Origin of the sequence: Xanthomonas hortorum pv. pelargonii, assembly GCF_024499015.1 — a bacterium.
Lineage (GTDB): Bacteria > Pseudomonadota > Gammaproteobacteria > Xanthomonadales > Xanthomonadaceae > Xanthomonas > Xanthomonas hortorum_B.
This window is the reverse complement of the sequence record NZ_CP098604.1, coordinates 394,749-414,749: the sequence shown is the minus strand read 5'-3', so window position 1 is coordinate 414,749 and position 20,001 is coordinate 394,749. Positions and strand designations below refer to the sequence as shown.

At 63.3% G+C, this 20,001-nt stretch carries 14 protein-coding genes and 2 pseudogenes; 7 read left to right on the top strand and 9 right to left on the bottom strand.

The window, feature by feature from the left end; genetic code table 11:
* Positions 1-12 precede the first annotated feature (12 nt).
* From NDY25_RS01850 to NDY25_RS01825, 6 genes and pseudogenes are all read right to left on the bottom strand, one after another.
* Positions 13-1,146: an OprO/OprP family phosphate-selective porin gene (locus NDY25_RS01850; RefSeq protein ID WP_168957750.1), complete on the bottom strand. Its 1,134-nt coding sequence runs from the start codon at positions 1,144-1,146 to the stop codon at positions 13-15.
* Between the two features lie 31 nt (positions 1,147-1,177).
* Positions 1,178-2,155: an esterase-like activity of phytase family protein gene (locus tag NDY25_RS01845; protein ID WP_168957749.1), complete on the bottom strand. Its 978-nt coding sequence runs from the start codon at positions 2,153-2,155 to the stop codon at positions 1,178-1,180.
* A gap of 67 nt (positions 2,156-2,222) precedes the next feature.
* Positions 2,223-3,002 carry a polyphosphate polymerase domain-containing protein gene (locus tag NDY25_RS01840; RefSeq protein ID WP_081418483.1) on the bottom strand — a complete coding sequence of 260 codons (780 nt, stop codon included), beginning with the start codon at positions 3,000-3,002 and terminating at the stop codon, positions 2,223-2,225.
* A 136-nt stretch (positions 3,003-3,138) separates the two neighbouring features.
* Complete coding sequence (locus tag NDY25_RS01835; RefSeq protein WP_168957748.1) at positions 3,139-3,654, bottom strand: DUF4956 domain-containing protein; 516 nt, start codon at positions 3,652-3,654, stop codon at positions 3,139-3,141.
* 791 nt (positions 3,655-4,445) lie between these two features.
* Positions 4,446-5,195, bottom strand: coding sequence for a C40 family peptidase (locus tag NDY25_RS01830; protein WP_074057100.1), 750 nt, complete (start codon positions 5,193-5,195; stop codon positions 4,446-4,448).
* A 109-nt stretch (positions 5,196-5,304) separates the two neighbouring features.
* Positions 5,305-5,962 (bottom strand): annotated as a pseudogene (locus NDY25_RS01825) (C40 family peptidase).
* On the opposite strand from NDY25_RS01825, the gene NDY25_RS01820 reads away from it, so the two are divergent.
* The 6 genes and pseudogenes from NDY25_RS01820 to NDY25_RS01795 all read left to right on the top strand — a co-directional run bounded on the left by NDY25_RS01820 (position 5,961) and on the right by NDY25_RS01795 (position 11,031).
* The gene (locus NDY25_RS01820; RefSeq protein ID WP_006449968.1) at positions 5,961-6,440 is read left to right on the top strand and encodes an FKBP-type peptidyl-prolyl cis-trans isomerase; all 480 of its coding nucleotides are present in this window, start codon (positions 5,961-5,963) and stop codon (positions 6,438-6,440) included. The pseudogene NDY25_RS01825 and the gene NDY25_RS01820 sit on opposite strands and share 2 nt — an antisense overlap.
* A 223-nt stretch (positions 6,441-6,663) precedes the next feature.
* On the top strand, positions 6,664-7,908 hold the full coding sequence (locus NDY25_RS01815; RefSeq protein WP_256627736.1) for a DUF418 domain-containing protein: 1,245 nt from the start codon (positions 6,664-6,666) through the stop codon (positions 7,906-7,908).
* A gap of 205 nt (positions 7,909-8,113) precedes the next feature.
* Positions 8,114-8,254, top strand: a pseudogene (locus tag NDY25_RS01810) (amino acid dehydrogenase); the annotation flags it as partial.
* Complete coding sequence (gene gorA, locus NDY25_RS01805) at positions 8,251-9,621, top strand: glutathione-disulfide reductase (protein ID WP_256627735.1); 1,371 nt, start codon at positions 8,251-8,253, stop codon at positions 9,619-9,621. The pseudogene NDY25_RS01810 and the gene gorA, both read left to right, overlap by 4 nt.
* Before the next feature lie 275 nt (positions 9,622-9,896).
* Positions 9,897-10,304, top strand: a complete 408-nt coding sequence (locus tag NDY25_RS01800; RefSeq protein WP_168957744.1) for an MGMT family protein — start codon at positions 9,897-9,899, stop codon at positions 10,302-10,304.
* 40 nt (positions 10,305-10,344) lie between these two features.
* On the top strand, positions 10,345-11,031 hold the full coding sequence (locus NDY25_RS01795) for a rhomboid family intramembrane serine protease (protein WP_168957743.1): 687 nt from the start codon (positions 10,345-10,347) through the stop codon (positions 11,029-11,031).
* 229 nt (positions 11,032-11,260) lie between these two features.
* Here NDY25_RS01795 and NDY25_RS01790 read toward each other — a convergent pair whose 3' ends face one another.
* The 3 genes from NDY25_RS01790 to NDY25_RS01780 form a co-directional block, all read right to left on the bottom strand.
* Positions 11,261-13,273 carry a M13 family metallopeptidase gene (locus NDY25_RS01790; protein ID WP_256627734.1) on the bottom strand — a complete coding sequence of 671 codons (2,013 nt, stop codon included), beginning with the start codon at positions 13,271-13,273 and terminating at the stop codon, positions 11,261-11,263.
* 184 nt (positions 13,274-13,457) lie between these two features.
* The gene (locus tag NDY25_RS01785; RefSeq protein WP_256627733.1) at positions 13,458-15,554 is read right to left on the bottom strand and encodes a M13 family metallopeptidase; all 2,097 of its coding nucleotides are present in this window, start codon (positions 15,552-15,554) and stop codon (positions 13,458-13,460) included.
* Positions 15,555-15,878: 324 nt separating this feature from the next.
* On the bottom strand, positions 15,879-17,981 hold the full coding sequence (locus tag NDY25_RS01780) for a M13 family metallopeptidase (RefSeq protein ID WP_168957810.1): 2,103 nt from the start codon (positions 17,979-17,981) through the stop codon (positions 15,879-15,881).
* Between the two features lie 370 nt (positions 17,982-18,351).
* Here NDY25_RS01780 and NDY25_RS01775 point away from each other — a divergent pair, with 370 nt between their 5' ends.
* Positions 18,352-19,944: a phytoene desaturase family protein gene (locus NDY25_RS01775; protein ID WP_168957740.1), complete on the top strand. Its 1,593-nt coding sequence runs from the start codon at positions 18,352-18,354 to the stop codon at positions 19,942-19,944.
* The last annotated feature ends 57 nt before the right edge of the window (positions 19,945-20,001 follow it).

The following is a 20,001-nucleotide window of genomic DNA, read 5'->3' as shown; positions in this document are numbered from 1 at the left end:
GCCGCGCGCACGTCAGAACGATAGTTGCATGCGGGCCAACAAGATGTCGGGATTGTCAGTCCGGCCCCGGCGCTCGCTTCGCACATCAATGTAATTGAGCATGATACGCAAGCGATTGTTGACGTAATAGTTGACCCCGACGGTTACGTTGTTTTCCTCGCCCCCCCGTACCCGGCCGTCGTCCAGGTCCAGATGGCTATAGCGTGCGGTCAGTTCCCAGGCGCCGCGAGGCGGCTGTAGCGAAACGCTTCTGAACCTGCCGTTCTTGTACTGGCGCGACTGACCGGTGAGCACCCAGCTGCCCATCACGTACCAGCCTTGCAGCTGCGCATCGGCACTGCCGTGGCTGCGCCTGATGGCAGCACGCATCCATTCGGCCTGCACCGAAACCGGGCCGGCAGTGCCTGCGGCTTCCAGCCCGATGCGATCGATGCGATCGACGTTGTCCAGATCGCCGGTGTTCAAGAATCGGACATCCAGGGCCCTGGACTCCGGTCGCGCATTGAATTTCACCTCGCCGCTGGGACGTTCGATGACGACCGCCGCGCCCAGATGCAGCACTGTTCCGCCGTCGCCGGTGTCGACCGGCACGATGGTGGCTCGTAGCGCGGCGCCACGGCCCCTGTCGCGGCCATCGATGGATCCGCCGAACCCCATGGCAGACAGCGTGTAGCGCCGGCGATTGCGGCTCACGCCCACACCTAACCGCCGCGATGGCGCGAAGGCATCGCTGGCCAAGGCGCGTTCGATCAAGGTGATGTTATTGGAACTGTTCAACTCCTCCAGCCCAAACGGAACCTTGAACTGGCCAAGATCCAGATTGGCCTGCTTCCAGCCGTCGTATCGCAGCGCTACGCCATCGAAGCCTTCCTTGAATGCGCCCTGCTTGTGGGTGCCGCTGTCGGTGACGCTGTAGACGGCGGCGACGTCATAGGCGACCTCGAACGACCAATCGTCATTGAGCTTGCCATCGGCATCGAGCTTGGCACGCCGCAGCAGAAAGGCATCGTCGAGCTGCCTGACGTCGGCCCGGTAGGTCGCGTAATCCAGATGCAGGCGGCCGCCAAAGTGGATCTCGCGTGCGTGCGCCTCCTGCGTCGCTGCCAGGCAAGCCACCGACAGCCAGACAAGCAGCGGCGTGTTCATGCGAGGGTCCCGTGATGCGATTGACCGATGCTCATGGCCGCCGCACCAACACGAAGATGGTGTCCTGCGTCACCAGTGCCCCGTTATCGCTCACCAGCAGAATGTGCTGCGGGTCGATCACGGTCATGCCTTCGAAGTTCTCCGGCCCAGCCGGAAGCATCGCGACGGCGTCGGTCGCACAGCTGCCGTCGCTGCTGCAGGCGGCAAGGTCCAGCCGACGCACGCTGGCGGCGAAGCGGTCCTTGGCGCCTGCCTTGTCGCGTTCAAGCACCAGCAGGCTGCCGTCGGGCAGCACGTCCAGCCCCTTGAGGCGGCTGTCAGGGGAATGCCGCAGGAACGACCAACGCCGGTGTTTCGCGTACACCGTGTGGCGGTCTTCCCGTAGCTCCAGCAGAGGTGACTCGGGCGCTGTCAGAAGACCGTACGCAGGGTGGATCGCCACCGCCTCCAGGCCGCGTCCCTTTTTGCGATAGCGGCTCAGGTCGTCGGCCGGCGAGGGCACCGCCAGCTCGCCCAAAATGGTGCCGATCGGGCTGAAACGCACGATCCGGGAGGGCTTGTCTTCCAGCGCAATAACCAGTTCGGTGTCGCCCGTTACGCCGTTTGCGGCGTTGTTGAGCGCCAGTCCTTCCGCATTGAATGCATCGGACGTCAAACCCGCCTTTGCGTCCACCAGCGCCGCCGAGTGAACGGGCTCCACGCGCACGATCTCATCGCCATCCAGGGTGAGGCGGAAATGGAACACATAGCCGTTGTCGGACAGCGCATAGAGCCGCTGCTCGTCCGCGTCCCAGGCCAGCGCGGACAGCTCGGTGAGAGGAACGTTTCCCACCCGTGTTGTGGGCGGGAAGGTGAAGCGATGCCTATCCGATGGTGCATCGATCTGCGGTGGCGCGGTTTCGGTGTGTGCCGGAACCGCGATCCCGGTGGTGACGTGGGCGTCCTGTGTGCACGTTGTCAGCAGCCCCAGGGTGGCCAGGCCCGCAGTCAAAAGAAGGTTCAAGTGCATGGAAGGGTCCTGTCGGAAATGAGGGACGGTGTGATGCAGCGCGGATGTGCGCCGAGCGACGCGTACGTCATGCCGTCGGTGTCGCGTGCGTGGGAACCACAGCGAGCTTGCGCAGCGCAGGCAGCAACTTGTTGTACTTGGAGACCTGCCGCAGCGCGGCCAAGCTGACGCAGTACTTGGAAGCGCTATTGGTGGGGTGCTGGTGCAGGCGGCGCAGGATCTTGTCGGCGATGCCGTTGGCGTTGCCCGACTTGGTTTCGACGATCACCAGGTCATCGTCGATCCGGCAGGTGCCAGAGGCATCCATGAAGACCATGCCGCGGTCGATCGTCATCCGCTCGCCCCCTTCCTTGGCCACCAGCGTGGTTCTGCGATACCGCATCCAGCAGATGGGTTCGAGCGCCTGCGTCAGGTCGCGTGCGTAGAGGTCGCGATAGGCCGAACGGATCTGCGACTGGGCGCGCTCGCCGAGTACGCCGTACTGGTCCACTGGGCAGGCGATACGACGTTTCTCGGTCTGGCCGCGTTTGCCTTTGAGTTTGATCTCGGCAAAGCACAGGTGTGCATCGACATAGTTGCGCATGCGAATCTTGCAGCGCTGACGCCGGCCACGATGGTGGTCGAAGTAACTGGTATGGCCCGGATCGTCGAAATAGCAGGTGTCGTAGATGAAATCGCGCTTTCCATCGATTTCCAGGATGTCGAACTGGCCGATCAGCTCCGCCCATGCCGGTGCCAGCCGATCTTCGTGCACCACGTACTTGTTGTCGCGCCGTATCAACATCGATGCGGTGGCGTTGAGTCGCTCCAGACCAATGGCGCGGAACTGCTGCTCCGGGCACGTCATGGAGTTGGCGACGGGCGTTTGAGCGCGCGCGGTAATGGCCGCCGCATCACTGTGCGACAGCAAGAGCGGAACCCCATCGGCGAGCCGTTGACGCGGCAAAGCGGGTGGACAGGCAAATGTATTCATGGCGGCTTCCTCAAGGTTTGCGGTAAAAAATCCGCATGCTCACGGTGTCGTTGAGGTAATCGATGGCACGGACTTCGTAGGACACGACGTCCACGCCGAGCCGCTCGGCGATGCTGGCGTTCATCGCAGTCGGATCGGAGAGCGAGTGGATATGGATCTGGTCGAAGGTGATCTTGATGTTCTCGACCGAGCGCACGATCCGCGGGTGATCGAAGACATAGGCGCCCGCCAGCACCAGCACCACCGTGGCCGCAATCAGCGAAAGCGTGGTGCCCTGCACCGAACAGATCACCGCGATGGCAACGCTGCCGAAGAAGTAGGTGATCTCGATCTTGGTGATCGGCTCGGAGCGAAGCGTAAACAGCGCGAGGATGGCGAATAGGCCAAAACCGGCGGCCACACTGAACTGGACGCTCGACAGGATGGTGAGCACCGCAAACACGAAGATGTTGAACAGTGCTGCTGCGGTAACGAGTTCCTTGTCCTGATGGCGGCGGTAGTACATGGCGAAGATCAGCGCCAGCACTGCGGCAATATCGATGCAGAATCGCGAAATCAATTCAAACAACGGTGTGTGGATCAATGTGGATAGCAAGGCTCTACTCCGAGACGGGCGGAATGCCGCGTTTACAGAGTGCAAAGCAGAACGCATGCCAATCCGGTCCTTGGGCCTGAATCAATCCTCGGACGCTTTACAGATCAAGCAGATGCAGCTTTTCGCGGGAGTGTGCCGCGCGTCAGGCGAGCTGTGAGCTGACAGGTGGGGCGTTGGAAATTCCAGGATCTGGACTGGATTCTGGAATCCATAAAACCTGCGGCACTACGGACATGCAGAATCGATCGCTGCTTGTCCGGCGGCTACATCAGCGTGTTTGCAGAACGTTGCCGGCAGGCACCATTCAAGCAGGCCACATCCGCGTGCGTATCGCGAGAGACGCGCACGCGGACAGGGACTGCCTGTGGCGACCTTGCGCTACTGGTGTGGGGTGTTTGCGTTTCAGGGCTAGTAGCCTGCTGCCACTCAGTTAGATCGGGCACTGCACGCCGGGGCAGTGCCATCGCGCCGTGTTCGCCAGCCGTTGGCGAGGTCGTGTGTGTCTGCAAAGCGGGTGACGTGCCGACGTACCGGCAACTCGTCGAACGAGGTCGGCAGGCCGGTTGCAGAGCGGAGTCAGGCCAGGCTACAAAAAGCCCTGCGCTGTCCGTTGCCGCCTGTTGTCAGGCGGACCTGGCTGTGGTTTCCGGCAAATTGCCTAACCCATACCAACAAAAGAGCCGCGGCAATGCCGCGGCTCTTTTGCGCAATATGCTCGGCAATCACAGCACCCGACGCGCCTGGATGAACTTTTCGCTCCAGTAACCGCTGGCCAGCGAATCCACGCGCACGTCCTTGCCGCGGCTGGGCGCGTGCAGGAACTTGCCGTCGCCGACCACCAGGCCGACATGGTCGATGCGGCCACGCCGGCCAAAGAACACCAGATCGCCCGCCTTGAGCGCGGAGGGGTCCTTGATCAGTTCGGCCGATTCGTCGCGGGCGATATCGCGCGAGACGCGCGGCAGGTCGATGCCCAGTGCGGTCTTGAACACATAGCCGACCAGGCCGCTGCAATCGAAGCCTTCGGTGGACTCGCCGCCCCAGACGTAAGGGGTGCCGAGCAGGGCCATGGCGCGCTGCAGGATCACTTGGACACGGCTGTCGGCCACGGCGTTCTGGGCGGCGTTGGCCGCGCTCTGCGAAACGTCGTAATTGGCCAACAGGCGGCTGAGGTCGCCGGCGAACATCGCCGAACGGTCCATCAGCGGAATGGCGTCATTGGCGGCCAGATGCGGCAGCAGGGCGGCCAGGGTTGCGGTGGCAGCGGCGTCGGCGCGGCTGCGGGTTGCGGCTTTCTCGGCGGCGACGGCGCTGTCTGGCGTAGTCGTCTGCGGAACGGATGAAGGAGTGTTGGCGGTCTGTGCCAGAGCGGGAAGGGCTGCGAGCCAAAGAGCGGTGGCGCACAACAGGCGGAGCGGTTTCCGGGGCGGAAGCGGTGCGGCGCCAGGATTGATCTGTTCGTCGTTCGTCACGCGGGAATCACATTTCTGCTGTCGATGCGCGATGATGCCTTGGTGAAAGAATCGTTACGTTCAAAAAAGGTTAAATTTCCGTTCTGTGACTTGTGATGAGCGTCACGTTTCAATGTAAAACACGCTTTGAACCTGAATAATGGTCACGCCAGTAGGCTCCGTCCAGGAAATCCAAGCGGACTGTACCGCCGGTGCTGGGGGCATGCACAAAGCGGCCTTCACCGACATAAATGCCGACATGGGTGACGTTGCCGCTGGAGCCGAAAAACACCAGATCGCCGGTCGCCAACTTTTCGGGCGAAATTCTGGGTCCCTGGATGGCGGCCAGCTCGCGCGAGGTGCGTGGCAGCGCCAACGCCAATACATCCTTGTAGACATAGGCGACCAGGCCGCTGCAGTCGAAACCGGTTTCCGGCGTGTTGCCGCCAAACAGGTAGGGCGTGCCGACCAGGCCCAAGGCGCGCATCAGGATGTTGTTGGCGGCGGCCGGGTCTGCCGGCGGTACCTGCGGCCATACGCGCGCAGTCGGCGCTGGGGCGGCAGCCGAGCGACGCACCGGGGTCTGTGCGCAACCGCCCAACAGCACGAGCAGGCCCAGCAATACACTGGCCGCGACACGACGGGTGTGAGCGGCGAAAACTGGCGTGATAGGCATGGAGCCGGGATAATGGTCGGTTAGAACAGGTCGCCATGATGGCGGCGCACCCGGCGGCCGACAAGCCGTCCTCCACCGTCTGCCACCGGGCAGCCCATTCAGAGCCAGGCATGAAGATCGAAAAAGACAGCGTCGTCCGCTTCCACTACACCGTTTCGGAGATCGGCCAGGAGCCGATCGAGAGCTCCAAGGAACGTGACCCGTTGGCGATCATGATCGGCCACGGCAACATCATTCCGGGCCTGGAAGCGGCCATGATGGACAAAGAGGCCGGCGAGAGCTTCGGCGTGGACGTCAAGGCCACCGAGGCCTACGGCGAATACCGCGAAGGCCTGAGCCAGCGCGTGCCCAAGAAGCACTTCGGCGCCACCAAGCTGGCACCGGGCACCCAGGTGATGCTGCAGACCAACTTCGGCCCGCGCGCAGTGACGGTGCAGAAGGTCGGCATGAGCGTAGTCGACGTGGATCTCAACCACCCGATGGCCGGCAAGGATCTGCACTTCGATGTGGAAATCATCGACGTGCGTGAAGCCACCCAGGAAGAGCGCGACCACGGACATGTGCATGGCGAAGGCGGCCATCACCACTGAGAGCGGTGATTGACACGGTCGCGCTGCCCTCGGGCGGATGTGGCCGGTGTCTGAACTCTGCATGTGCCACGCAGACATGCCGGTTTCTAGACCGTCTCCGCTTCCAGCCAGCGAGGGCTTGCGACGTGTTGCCAGCCACTCCGGGTGACCGCTGTAGGTTAAACGGCCCGCCATCTCGGCGGGCTGTTTGCATTTTGTCGTGCACACCACGCTCCGAGCCTTGATGACACCACGCGATTTTCTGCAGCCCATTGCCGCAACCGAGCGCATCGTCGTGCTGGATGTGCTGCGCGGCTTTGCGCTGCTGGGCATCCTGCTGATGAATATCGAAGCCTTCGTCGGCCCGCTCGATCTGGCGCTCACCGGCGTGGATCCGCATTGGCATGGCATCGATCGTGTTGCCGATGCGCTGGTCTACTTCTTCGTGCAGGGCAAGTTCTACACCTTGTTCGCGTTGTTGTTCGGCATGGGCTTTGCGGTAATGGCGCAGCGCGCCGAGCAGGCCGGGCGCGCGTTTTTCGGCACGTATCTGCGGCGGACCCTTGGGTTGCTGGCGATCGGGCTGGCCCATGCATTGCTGCTGTGGTCCGGCGATATTCTGGTGACCTACGCCTTGCTGGCGTTGCTGTTGCTGGCCACCCGCTCGGTGCCAACGGTGACGCTGCCGTGGGTTGCGGCGCTGGTGTACTGCTGCGCGCCTGGCTTGATGCTGCTGTACGGCGCGGCAGGGACGTTGACGCAGGCCGATCCGGCAGCTGCGGTGGAGTGGAAGGCGGCGATGACCGATGCGGCGCAGCAGGCGGTCGCGAACGTGCAGGCGCAGCGCGCCGCGTACGGCAGCGGCACGTACCTGCAAGCGACGCTGCAGCGCTGGCATGACCTGCAGGAGGCGATGACCGGGCTGAGCATCAATGGCCCGGCGATGCTTGGCATGTTTCTGTTGGGCAGCTGGTTTGTGCGCAGCGGCGCGATTGCGGCGCCTGAGCGCTTTCCACGTCTGTTTCGCACGTTGCGTTATGGCGTGTTGCCGCTCGGGCTGGGCGTGATGCTGGTGAGTTATGCGTTGGAGCCATGGATGGATCCGGCGCGTCTGGACTTGCGTGTGTCGGGCGCCTTCGCGTTGTCGTTGATCGCCGGGCCGCTGATGAGCCTGGGTTACGCCGCATGGGTGGTGCGGCTTGCACCGCGCCTGGCGTGGCTCGCACCGGCCGGGCGCATGGCATTGACCAACTACCTGCTGCAGTCGTTGCTGTGCACGTGGGTGTTCTACGGTTACGGGCTTGGTTATTTCGAGCAGTTGCCGCGCACGTGGCAGCTGCCGTTTGCGCTGGGGTTGTTCGCGCTGCAGGTGGTGCTGAGTCAGCTGTGGCTGCGCTGGTTCCGTTTCGGGCCGATGGAGTGGCTGTGGCGTAGCGTGACCTATCTGCGTGTGCCGCCGATGCGGCGTGGCAGTGCGCGCCTGGAGTGACACGTGTCGTAGCACGCGTATTGCTGCGGGTTGCGCGGCATTGCACTGTGCGTAGTTGCCAGGCCAGGTCTGCAGGCCCAGCACGCAGTGGTGGGCAGGATCGTGACGTATTGCTCGTCACTGCCATGACGACTGGATCGCCGGTGACGGGTTGATTGCGGCCGATTGCGGCCGATAGACAAGCCATGCGCGACCTGCCGTCCGTCCTCACGTCTGGCTCGCGGCAGGGCATGGCATGCTCGCCATCAGCATGAGCACTGCAAGCGAACAACTGATGGCCGATCTGATCACGGGCCGCGCACCTGCGCTGGACCTGCCTGTTTACCGCGCGGAGCGATTCGCATGAGCGCCCGTTACGACTATGACGTGGTGATCCTGGGCGGCGGTTCCGGTGGATTGGCGGCGGCATTTCGCGCGGCAAAACACGGCGCCCGCGTGGCGATCATGGAGCCGAACGAGTTGGGTGGCACCTGCGTCAATCTGGGCTGCGTGCCGAAGAAGGCGATGTGGTTGGCAGCCGATCTTGCCGGAAAAATCGCACTGGCCAGCGCGCTCGGTTTCGATGTGCCGCGGCCGACATTGGCGTGGCAGGAACTGGTCACGCATCGGCAGGGCTACATCGCCAACATCCATGCCAGTTATCGGCGCCGGCTCGATGAGGATGGCGTGGTCGCGATTCCGCAACGCGGCGTGTTGCAGGACCGGCACACACTCATGGGCAGCGACGGCGTGCCTGTGACCGCCGAGCACATCGTGATCGCCACCGGTGCGCATCCACTGCGCCCGGATGTGGACGGTGCCGAGCACGGCGAAGTGTCCGACGATTTCTTCAATCTCTGTCACGCGCCCGCACAGGTGGCGATTGTCGGTGGCGGCTATATCGCGGTGGAAATCGCCGGCTTGCTGCAGGCGCTGGGTAGCCGCGTGCATCTGTTCGTGCAAGGCGAGCGGCTGCTGGAGCGTTTCGATGCCGAACTGACCTTGCAGCTGGCCGACAACCTGCGCCATCTCGGCGTGCGCCTGCATTTCGGATTTTGTACCACCGGCCTGGAGCGCGATGCCGACGGTGGGCTGCGTGTGCATGGACACCCGGCGCATACGAGCGAGCAGGGCAATGATGTCTTCGACAAGGTGTTTTTTGCCGTGGGTCGACGCGCCAATACCGCTGGGCTGGGTCTGGAGGCGGTTGGTATCGCGCTGGGCGAGAAAGGCGAAATCGTGGTGGACGAGGGTCAGACCACCAACGTGCCGAATATTCATGCGATCGGCGATGTCGGCGGCAAGGTCGGGCTGACGCCGGTGGCGATCACGGCCGGTCGCAAGCTGATGGATCGCTTGTTCGGCAATCAGCCGGATGCGCGCATGGATTACGAAGGCGTGCCGAGCGTGGTGTTCTCGCATCCGCCGCTCGGGCATGTTGGACTGACCGAAGAGCAGGCGCGCGAGCGTTACCACGGTGCAGTGCGCGTCTACCGCAGCAACTTCCGCCCGATGCTGCATGCACTGGCCGATTCACCCCAGCGCAGCCTGTTCAAACTGGTGTGCGTGGGCGAGGAAGAGCGCGTGGTCGGCGTGCACCTGCTGGGCGAGAGTGCGGACGAAATACTGCAGGGGTTTGCGGTGGCAGTGAAGATGGGCGCGACCAAGCGCGACTTCGACGAGACCGTGGCGATTCATCCCACTTCGTCCGAAGAGATTGTGTTGATGCATTGAGGTGGTGGTTGCGGCAGCTGTGGCGGTCGTAGCTGCGCGGACGAGAGAAGCAACTCAAAGCCCCTCTCCCCCGGGAGAGGGGTTGGGGTGAGGGTCGGTACAAGCGATGCATCGATCAACCTGGAGCTGGTGTTCAATGTCGGCAGTACCTCTTTCGGCATTGCGTAGCGTTTGACTGCCTTGCTTGTTCAGCCGTGCGTGGCTGCGCCCGTACCCTCACCCCAACCCCTCTCCCGGCGGGAGAGGGGCTTATCCTTAAGTGGCATCCTTGCGTGATGTCCAAGCCTCGCCAAGCAAGTCCTCGTCCGTCTGCCAAACCAGCTGCGCGTTCCGCGTCCAATGGTGCGGCGCTCTCCAGCGAGCAGGCACGACTGCGCATTTTTGAGGTGATCCGCGCGATTCCTTCCGGCCAGATTGCCGGTTACGGCGAAGTCGCGCTGCGTGCCGGCCTTCCTGGTCGGGCGCGGCTGGTGGCGCGCGTGCTCAGCGGCAACGACGATCCGCAGCTGCCCTGGCATCGCGTGCTGCGCAGCGATGGCCGGATTGCGTTGCCGGAAGGCTCGTCCGGCTATCGTGAGCAATGTCAGCGCCTACGTGCGGAAGGCGTGCCGGTGGAACGGGGGCGGGTGCGCCGTGCCAGTGCCGCGCAAACCCTGGATGCGGCTGTGTGGGGGCCTTCATAAGCCTGCCGTTATGATGGTTGGCATTCCGAAGGATGCCGCCATGCCCCAACTGCCGCCCGTCACCAAAGCGTTATTGATCGCCAATATCGGCTTGTTCCTGTTGCAGTGGGCATTGGGCGACCTGGGCGCCGGTGTGCTGCCCTCCGATGCCGCGCTGTCGTCATTGATGTTGTGGCCGATTTCCAACGGCTTCGACGCGTTCTCGCCCGGCGCCAGCTTCATGCCGTGGCAGTTGCTGACATATGCGTTCCTGCATGGCGGTTTCAACCATCTGTTCTTCAACATGCTGGCGCTTTTCATGTTCGGCGCGGCGCTGGAACAGACCTGGGGGCAGAAGCGCTTTCTCACCTATTACCTGGTGTGCGTGGCCGGTGCCGGCGTGTGTCAGCTGCTGATGGCCTGGTTCACCCAGAGTGGCGCGCCCGTGGTGGGTGCCTCGGGCGGTGTGTTCGGCCTGTTGCTGGCGTACGGCATGCTGTTTCCCAATCAGCGGGTGATGCTGCTGTTCCCGCCGATCCCGATGAAGGCGCGCACCTTCGTGATCGTGTTCGGCGCGATCGAGCTGTTTCTGGGCGCGACCGGCTGGCAGCCGGGTGTGGCGCACTTCGCGCATCTGGGCGGCATGCTGTTCGGCTGGTTGATGATCCGTTACTGGCGTGGCCAATCGCCGTTCGGCGGCAGCGGCGGCAAGGGTGGTCGCAAGCCGCCGTTGCGCGTGGTGCGTTGAGAGAGTGGCGGCGGATCAGATAGGCACTGAGCGGTAGGAGCGGCCTTGGCCGCGATGGGGCGTTATCGGTAACGCCTCATCGCGGCCAGGACCGCTCCTACGAAGAGCAGGCCGTGGTTCTTCGGGATGGAAGAACGCGAGTGACAGACAAAAAGAGCGCGGAATCCGCGCTCTTTTTGATTTCCAGTGACTGCGTGTTGATTGCCAGTGACGGGGTCTGGCGCTGAAATCAGCGCCAGATCTTCAACTGCTCGGTATCCACACGCTGCATCGGCTGGCCCGGCTTGCAGGTGAATGCTGCACCGAACTCGGGCAAGTTGGACAGCGGGCCGTTGGTACGCCACTGGCCCGGTGCACGGATATCGGCGCTTGCACGCTGCACTGCTTCGTTCGGCGACAGCTGCTGTGCCCACAGGCCGGCCCAGGCAGTGAAGAACGCCTGCTTGTCGGCCTCGGTGGCGGCCGGCTGGGCCTTGCTGAAGGCCTGCCAGGCCAGTTCGATACCGGCCAGGTCGGCCAGGTTTTCTTCGGCGGTCTGCGCGCCGTTGACCTTGACGTTGGGCACGCCCGGGTACGGATAAGCGGCGAACTGATTGGCCACCTTGCCGGTCAGCAACGTCCAGCTGGTCTTCTCGGCCGGCGTCCACCAGCTGCGCAACTCGCCCTTGGCATCCACCAGCGAGCCCTTGGCGTCGATGGCACGGGTGATTTCGTGTGCCACCAGCGCGCCGTAGGCGCCGTACTGCGCGGCCGGGGTGCTGCCGTTGGTTAGCACCGGTGCCTGCAATACGGCGGCGGTGATGATCAGACGGTTCTGCGCGATGTCGTAGGCCACTGCCGGCTGCTGCGGCAGTACGTCCCAACGGCGGTCGGCGTTGCCCTTGCCGATACGCTTCATTTCTTCGCGGTGACGCCAGGTCGAGGCGATCAGCATGTTGCCGCCGAAGCTGCCGCGGCCCATCGGCTGCACGGTGTAGTCCAGATCGCGACGCGGTGCGCCGACTTCGATCTTCATCGCCGACAGTTTGGCCTTGGCTTCGGCGATCACCTCGCCGTTGCCCCAGCCGGTGCGCTCCAGCGCGGCCAGCTGTGCATCGCGCACCTGGTCGGCAATGGCTTCGGCCTGACGGCGGGTGTCGCTGCTCAGGTAACGCGCCACGTATTCGCGACCGAGCATCGGGCCGGCGGCGATATTGATCGCGTCCAGCACCTGCTGCCAGCGCTGCGGCGGCAATGCATCGCCACGTAGCAGACGGCCGCGGAACTGGTATTCGGCATCGTGGAAGCTCTTGGACAGGTACGGCGCCATCGCATCGCCCACGCGCCAGCGCAGGTAGGCCTTCCACTGGTCCGGCTTGATGCTGACGATCATGCTGTCGAGCTGCTTGAACATGGCCGGGTCGGCCATCGACACCAGGTCGTCCTTGACGCCCTGCGCTTCCAGAAAGTCGGCCAGGCGCAGGTTCTTGTACTGCTTGGTCAGTTCCTTGGTGGCGATCGGGGCGTAGTTGTTGAACGGGTTGTTGATGCCCTGCACGGACCGCGCGCTGCGTGCCAGCGCGGTTTCGATCTGCAGCACCGACGCCGCATCGGCTTCGAGGCGGTCGGCCGGGGTGCCGGTCAGCGCCAGCATCTGCTTGACGTAGCTGCGGTAGCGGCCCATCAGCGCCTGGGTGTCGGCATCGGTGCGGGTGTAGAACGCCGGATCAGGCAGGCCCATGCCGCCTTGCATGAAGTAACCGATATGGCGATCCAGCGCCTTCAGATCCACGTCCGGGCCGAAGTTGAAGCCGACTGGGATACCGACCTGATGCAGCGCGGCGATGGAAGCGGGCACATCCTTGGCCTTCTTGATCGCGTCGATGCGCGCCAGCAAGGGGGCGATGGGGTTGGAGCCGTCCTTTTCGACCGAGGCTTCGTCCAGGCCACTGGCCCAGAAGTCGCCAAGCAGCTTCTGCACGTTGCCCTGCGGGGTCTTCATCGAAGCGTCCAGCAATTCGCGCTGCTGCTGCAGGGCGCGCTCGGACAACTGGCCCAGTGCGGTGACGGCGCCGGTCTGCGGCAACGGATTGGCCTTGAGCCAGCCGGCATTGGCGTAATCGTAGAAATCGGTACACGCCGCCGAGACGGCCGGGGCCTTGGGAGCGGCCTTCTTCTTGCGCGCGGCGTCGGCGTCGGGGGCGGACAGCAGCGTGATCAGGCTGAAGCCAAGAGCGAGGGCAAGCGGACGAATGGTGGGCATCGAGAAGAAGGGTGGCCAGATTGAAGTCGGCGGAGTTTAGCAAGGCTGCGCGTCGTGCAGGCGGGCGCGAGCTGCCGTTCGTCCCCGGTGCCGGCCGCTTGCATGAACGCGACAGGCCCGCGCGGGCGGGCCTGTGCGTGTTGCCGTCGTGTTGAAAGCGCTTGCAGGTGCGTCAGTCGATCCCTTACCAGATCACCACGCGGTCTTTCTCTGGACGCACCATCGCATCGCCTGGCTTGCATGCAAACGCGGTGGCGAACTGCGGCATGTTGGAGGGAGGCGCGATGGCGCGTAGTCTGCTAGGCGCGTGCGGGTTCGATGCCAGATAGACCATCTGCTGTTGATCGCGCATGCGCTGGCGCCAGCTTCGCGCAAAAGCAAGAAAGAAGCGTTGCTCGGGACCGTAGCTGTCGACCGTTTTTGCGCGTTCTGGATGTTGGTGCAGAGCAGTCTGCAAGGCGTCGTAGGCGACGTTGGTGCCGCCCAGATCGGCGATATTTTCGCCAAGGGTGAGCTTGCCATTGACGTGCAGGGTCGGGTGGTCTGGCAGTGGTGTATAGGCGTCGAACTGTTTGACCAACTGCTCGCTGCGTTGTTCGAACTTGCGTCGATCGTCGGCCGTCCACCAGTTGACGTTGTTGCCTGCTCCATCGAACTGGCTGCCCTGATCGTCGAAACCATGGGTGGCCTCGTGGCCGATCACCGCGCCAATGCCGCCGTAGTTCAGTGCATCGTCGGCGTTGGCGTCGAAGTACGGTGGCTGCAGGATCGCCGCCGGGAAATTGATGGAATTGGTGCTGGGGTCGTAATACGCGTTGACGGTCTGCGGAGTCATCTGCCAACGCTTGCGGTCAGTCGGTTTGCCGATCTGAGCGATGTCGTAGCGATAGTTGAATTTGGCGGCCGCCTGCAGATTGCGGTAATACGCGCCGGGGACGATCTCCAGCCCGGACCAGTCGCGCCAGGTATCCGGATAGCCGATCTTGGGCAGGAAGGTGTTCCACTTGGCGATGGCCTTGGCCTTGGTTTCCGCACTCATCCAATCAACGTTCTCGATGCGCGTCTTGAGCGCGGCGCGGACGTTGTCCACCAACTCGCTGGCACGCTGTTTGGCCTCGGGCGTAAACACTTTAGCGACGTAGAGTTGACCCACGCCTTCGCCCATTGCGCCATTGACCGCGCGCAGGACGCGCTTCCAGCGTGGCAGTTGCTCCGGTTGCCCGGAGAGGGTCTTGCCATAGAAGGCAAAGCGGTTGTCGACAAAGGCCTTGCTGAGCTGTGCGGATGCCTCATCGATCGCATGAAAGCGCAGGTAAGCCTGCCATTGCGCAATGGGCGCGTTGGCCAGTTCGTGATCGAACGCAGCGAAAAAGCGCGGCTGCGCCAGCGAGAAGCCCTTGCCGACGTCCACGCCCTGGGTGGCAAAGAAGTCTTTCCACGGAAAGTGCGGCGTGAGCTTGTCCGCTTCGGCGAGGCTGACCAAGTGATATTGGTTCTTGGGCTCACGCGCATCTACCGGCTTCAGCGACGCGGCAGCCAGGCGTGTTTCGAGTGCCAGTACATCCTTTGCCTGCGTCTTGGCCACGTCGGCGGAACTGCCGGTGAGTTCGAACGACTTGGCGATGTAATCGAGATAGGCGGCGCGGATGGATGCGTGCTCTGCGTCGCTGTAGTAGTCCTTGGTCGGCAGACCCAGGCCGCTTTCCTGGGTAAACGCGATCTGCATGTCGGCGTTATGGAAGTCTGCGCTGGCTCCGAAATTGAACACCTGGGCATCGCCTTCGCCATGGCGGCTGATGATGTAACCGGCGACATCCTTGCCTGACTTCAACGCGGCGATCGTGTCCAGCTGTGGCTGGATCGGCTGGGCGCCAGCCGCTTCGATCGCGGCTTCGTCCATGCCGGAGGCGTAGAGCGTACCGATCTTCTGCTCCAGCGAAGTTGTCTGCTTACCCGAGTGCGTAGCGGCAGTTTCAAGAATGTTGCGCTGGATCGCCATGCTTTTTTCGGACAGGATTTCGTCCACGCCCCAACTAGTGCGGTCGGGCGGAATCGGATTGGCTTTCGCCCAGCTGCCATTGACGAATTCGTCCAGGTTCTGACATGCGCCGCCCGCAGGGCCCAATTCGCTGATGTCGAACGCAGGCTTTGCGGCAGCAGCTGCTGCAGGTGTCGGGGCGGCCGCGTTTGCCGGCGCCTTGCTGTGGTCGGCTTCGCGCTTGCAGCCCGCCAGGGCTACAACCAGTGCCAGAGCGAGCGTAGAGGTCTTGATCGGTGACATGGAAGCCCAGTCGCATGAAAGGAAACCGAGCATAAGCGCGTGCGTCTTTGCGAGAGTACGCGTTGAGCTTTGTTGAGGCTTGGTGTTTATGCTCTCGATGGCTGAGTGACGAACTCACGCTTCAAGCACGGATAGATGCGCAGGCAATGCGTTTGTGTGTGCGCAGAAATCCCATCGAAAACGAAGTGGCTGCTGCCTGCGTTGCGTAAACAATCTCGCGCAGTCCGCACGCATCGCGAACGTGCGTTTCGGAAATGCCCAAAAAAACGGGCGACGATCAACCGATCGCCGCCCGCGTTGTTTACTGTTTTCTTGCGATCACGATTACCAGATCACGACCTGCTGATCGCCCTGACGCACCATCGCATCGCCGGCCTTGCACGAGAACGCGGCGGCGAATGCTGGCATGTTCGACGGCGCACCGATGGCGCGGAAGTTGGCCGGCGCGTGCGGGTCGGTCTTCAGGCGCACCACCAGTTCTTCCGGGGTGAAGTTGCGGCGCCACACCGTGGCCCAGTTGAGGAAGAAGCGCTGGTCGCGGGTGATGCCGTCGCTCTTGGGATCGTCCTTGCCGGCGGTGGCGGTCTTCATCGCGTCGTAGGCGGTGTTGAGGCCGCCCAGGTCGGCGATGTTTTCGCCCAGGGTCAGGTCGCCCTTGACCTTGTCGCCGGCCGGGGTGCGATAGCTGTCGAACTGCGCCACCAGCTTGCCGGTGCGCGCCTTGAACGCGTCCAGATCCTTCTGCGTCCACCAACCCGGATCGGCGATGAAGTTGCCATCGGCACCGAAGCGGCTGCCCTGGTCGTCGTAGCCGTGGGTCATCTCATGGCCGATCACCGCGCCGATGCCGCCGTAGTTCATTTCCTCCGGTGCATTCGGGTCGAAGAACGGCGGCTGCAGGATCGCCGCCGGGAACACGATCTCGTTCTGCAGCGGGTTGTAGTACGCATTGACCGTCTGCGGGCTCATGCCCCATTCGGTCTTGTCCACCGGCTTGCCGATCTTGGACAGGTTCCACTTGTAGTTGTATTCGGCCGCAGCCATTACGTTGCCCAGGTAGCTGTCACGGCTGGTGTTCAAGCCATTCCACTCGCGCCACTTTTCCGGGTAGCCGATCTTGGGCGTGAAGCTTTCCCACTTGGCGATCGCCTTGGTCTTGGTCTCCGGGCTCATCCAGTCGAGCTTTTCGATGCGGGCCTTCAGGGCGGTACGCAGATTGGTCACCAGCGTTTCCATCTTGGCCTTGGAATCGGCCGGGAACGCGACCTTGACGTACATCTGGCCCAAGGCTTCACCGGTCTGGCCGTTGATGGTTGCCAGCACGCGCTTCCAACGCGGCTTGATTTCCTTCTGGCCGCGCAGGGTCTTGTTGTAGAACGCGAAGTTCTCGTCCACGAACGGCTGGCTCAGGAACGGCGAGGCGCCATCGACGGTGTGGAAGCGCAGGTAGGCGCGCCAGATCGCCGGGTCGGTGTCGGCGATCATCTTGCTGACTTCCTGATGGAAGGCCGGGATCGCCAGCGAGAACATTTCCGGCGTGGTCACGCCCTGCGACTTGAAGAACTCGGTCCACGACCAGTTCGGAGTCAGCTTGTCGGCCTCGGCCGGCGAGATCGGGTTGTAGGCCAGCGAGGCATCGCGCGACATCTGGGTGCTGGTCTTGGAAACCTTGGCCAGACGGCTTTCGAACGCGACCACCTGCTTGGCCTGCGCAGCGGCATCGGCCGCAGCCACGCCCGACAGCTCCAGCACCTTGGCCACGTGCGCCTGATACGCCTCCAGCTTGGCCTTGTTGGTGGCGCTGGTGTAGTACTCCGGATCCGGCAAGCCCAGGCCGCCCTGCATGGCGTAGGCGATGTTCTGGCTGGACTTCTTGAAGTCCGCCTCGGCGCCGAAGCTGAAGAGTTCGTTGTTGCCCTTGGCCGCGCTGCTGCGCAGATAGTCGACCAGCTTGGCCTGGTCGCTGATGGCGTCGATCGCGGCCAGCTCCGGCTTCAGCGGCTCGATGCCTTGCGCGTTGATCTTGGCTTCGTCCATGCCGGTGGACCACAGGTCGCCGACGATCTTTTCCACGCCGCTGGCGCTGGTGTCGGCGGCGGCCTGTTCGACCAGCTGCTGCTGGACCGCATTGGAGCGCTCGTCGAGCATCTCGAACGCGCCCCAGCTGGTGCGATCGCTCGGCACCGGGTTGGCGGCCAGGAACTTGGCATTGGCATAGGCGTTGAGGTCGGTACAGGCGTTGCCATTGGCATCCAGATCGGCCGCGGTGAACTGGTTCACCGCCGGCAGCTTGCTCTGGTCCAGGGTCAGCGTCTTGGGTGCAGCGGGCGTGGTTGCCGCCGTGTCGGCCGCGGGGGCGGCAGGCGCGGCGTCTTCAGACTTCTTGCAAGCGCTCAGCGCGGTGGCCACGGCCAGGGTCAACGTCAATAAATGAGGTGTTCGAATCACAAAGGGCTCCAGAAGCAGCGGATTGGGAAGCCCCGTCGCCAGGGCCGTGGCCGGCACTCTACGCCTCGCCAGCCGGATGGCATGGTGTCGAAGGTCATGGGTGCGGCGTGTGTAGATGAGTTGGGCTGACGGCTGTTTGGCGTGCTGCTGCTGTTTAGCAGCGTGGCGTGCTTGCGGTGACGCGCTAGCTAGGGAGCCTGCGGCCTTCTCATTCTGCGTCGCGCGGGTGTTTAGTTCGTGTTCTTGGCGGACACGGCCCGCGTCGGCGGTGATGGTGAGCGCACATCGGTGGCGATGATCGCCACTGCGCGAATGGCCGGCCCGGGCAAGCGATGCTATATACGAGCGCATGCCCACCGCCTCCGAACCGTTGGACGCACTGATCATCGGCGCCGGCCACAACGGCCTGGTGTGCGCTGCGTATCTGGCCAAGGCAGGTAAGCGTGTGCTGGTACTGGAAGCGCGCGATGTGGTCGGCGGCGCAGCAGTCACCGAAGAATTTCATCCGGGATTTTGCAATTCAGTGGCGGCGTATACGGTGTCGTTGCTGCAGCCCAAGGTCATCACCGATCTTGCGTTGGAGCGACATGGCCTGCGCGTGGTTGCGCGCCGCATCAACAACTTTCTGCCGCTACCGGATGGTGAGTATCTGCTGGCCGGTGCTGGGCGCACCGCTGCGGAAGTCGCCAAATTCTCCGCACGCGATGCCGCTGCATTGCCTGCCTATGAAGCGCGCCTGGAGCAACTGGCCGATGTCTTGCGTGCGCTGGCATTACAGCCGCCGCCCGATGTCACTGATGGGGGCTGGGTGCAAGCGTTGCCGCAGTTGTGGCGAGCGGGAAAGGTGGGGCTGCAGCTGCAGGGCTTGTCGCTTACGTTACGTCAGGATCTGCTCGATTTATTCACGATTTCCGCAGCCGAGTATCTGGATCGCTGGTTCGAAAGCGCACCAATCAAGGCGCTATTTGGCTTCGACGGCATCGTCGGCAATTACGCCAGCCCGTACACGCCGGGTACGGCGTATGTGTTGCTGCATCACGTGTTCGGGCAGAGCAACGGCGTAAAGGGCGCCTGGGGCCACGCCATCGGTGGCATGGGCGCCATTACGCAGGCAATGGCCGCCAGTGCGCGCGAATCTGGTGCGGACATTCGCACTGGCTATGCGGTGGATCGCGTGCTGGTGGAGCAGGGGCGTGCGGTTGGTGTCCTCACCGCTCACGGAGAGACGATTCGAACGCGTGCAGTGGTTGCCAACGTCAATCCGAAACTGCTCTATCAACGCCTGATGCGTCCAGAAGATGTCCCTGTGCCCACACACGAACGCATGGAGCATTACCGCTGTGGATCAGGCACGTTCCGCATGAACGTGGCGCTCTCTCGCCTGCCGGAATTCACCGCATTGCCAGGTACGGGCGACCATCTCACCGCCGGCATCATTCTCGCGCCGAGTCTGGATTACATGGACCGTGCCTGGCAGGACGCGCGCGCATCCGGATGGTCGCGTGAGCCGGTGGTCGAACTGCTGATTCCCAGCACCTTGGACGACAGCCTGGCACCGCCTGGACAGCACGTGGCCAGCCTGTTTTGCCAGCATGTGGCGCCGCAACTACCCGATGGGCGGCATTGGGACGACCATCGCGACGAGGTCGCCGATCTGATTGCAACGGTGGAGCGCTACGCGCCAGGATTCGCCGCATCGGTGCTGGGCCGGCAGATCCTCAGCCCCCTCGATCTGGAACGCATCTTCGGCTTGATCGGCGGCGACATCTTCCACGGCGCCCTCAGCCTCAATCAGCTATTTTCCGCACGCCCGATGCTGGGGCAGGGCGCCTATCGCGGCGCGATTGCCGGGTTGTATCTGTGCGGCTCCGGTACGCATCCCGGCGGTGGTGTGACCGGCGCGCCTGGGCATAATGCGGCGCGGGTGATTTTGGACAGCTGACGCAGCCGCGTTGGCAGCCAAAAAAAAGCCCCGGAAAGACCGGGGCCGGAGACAGGA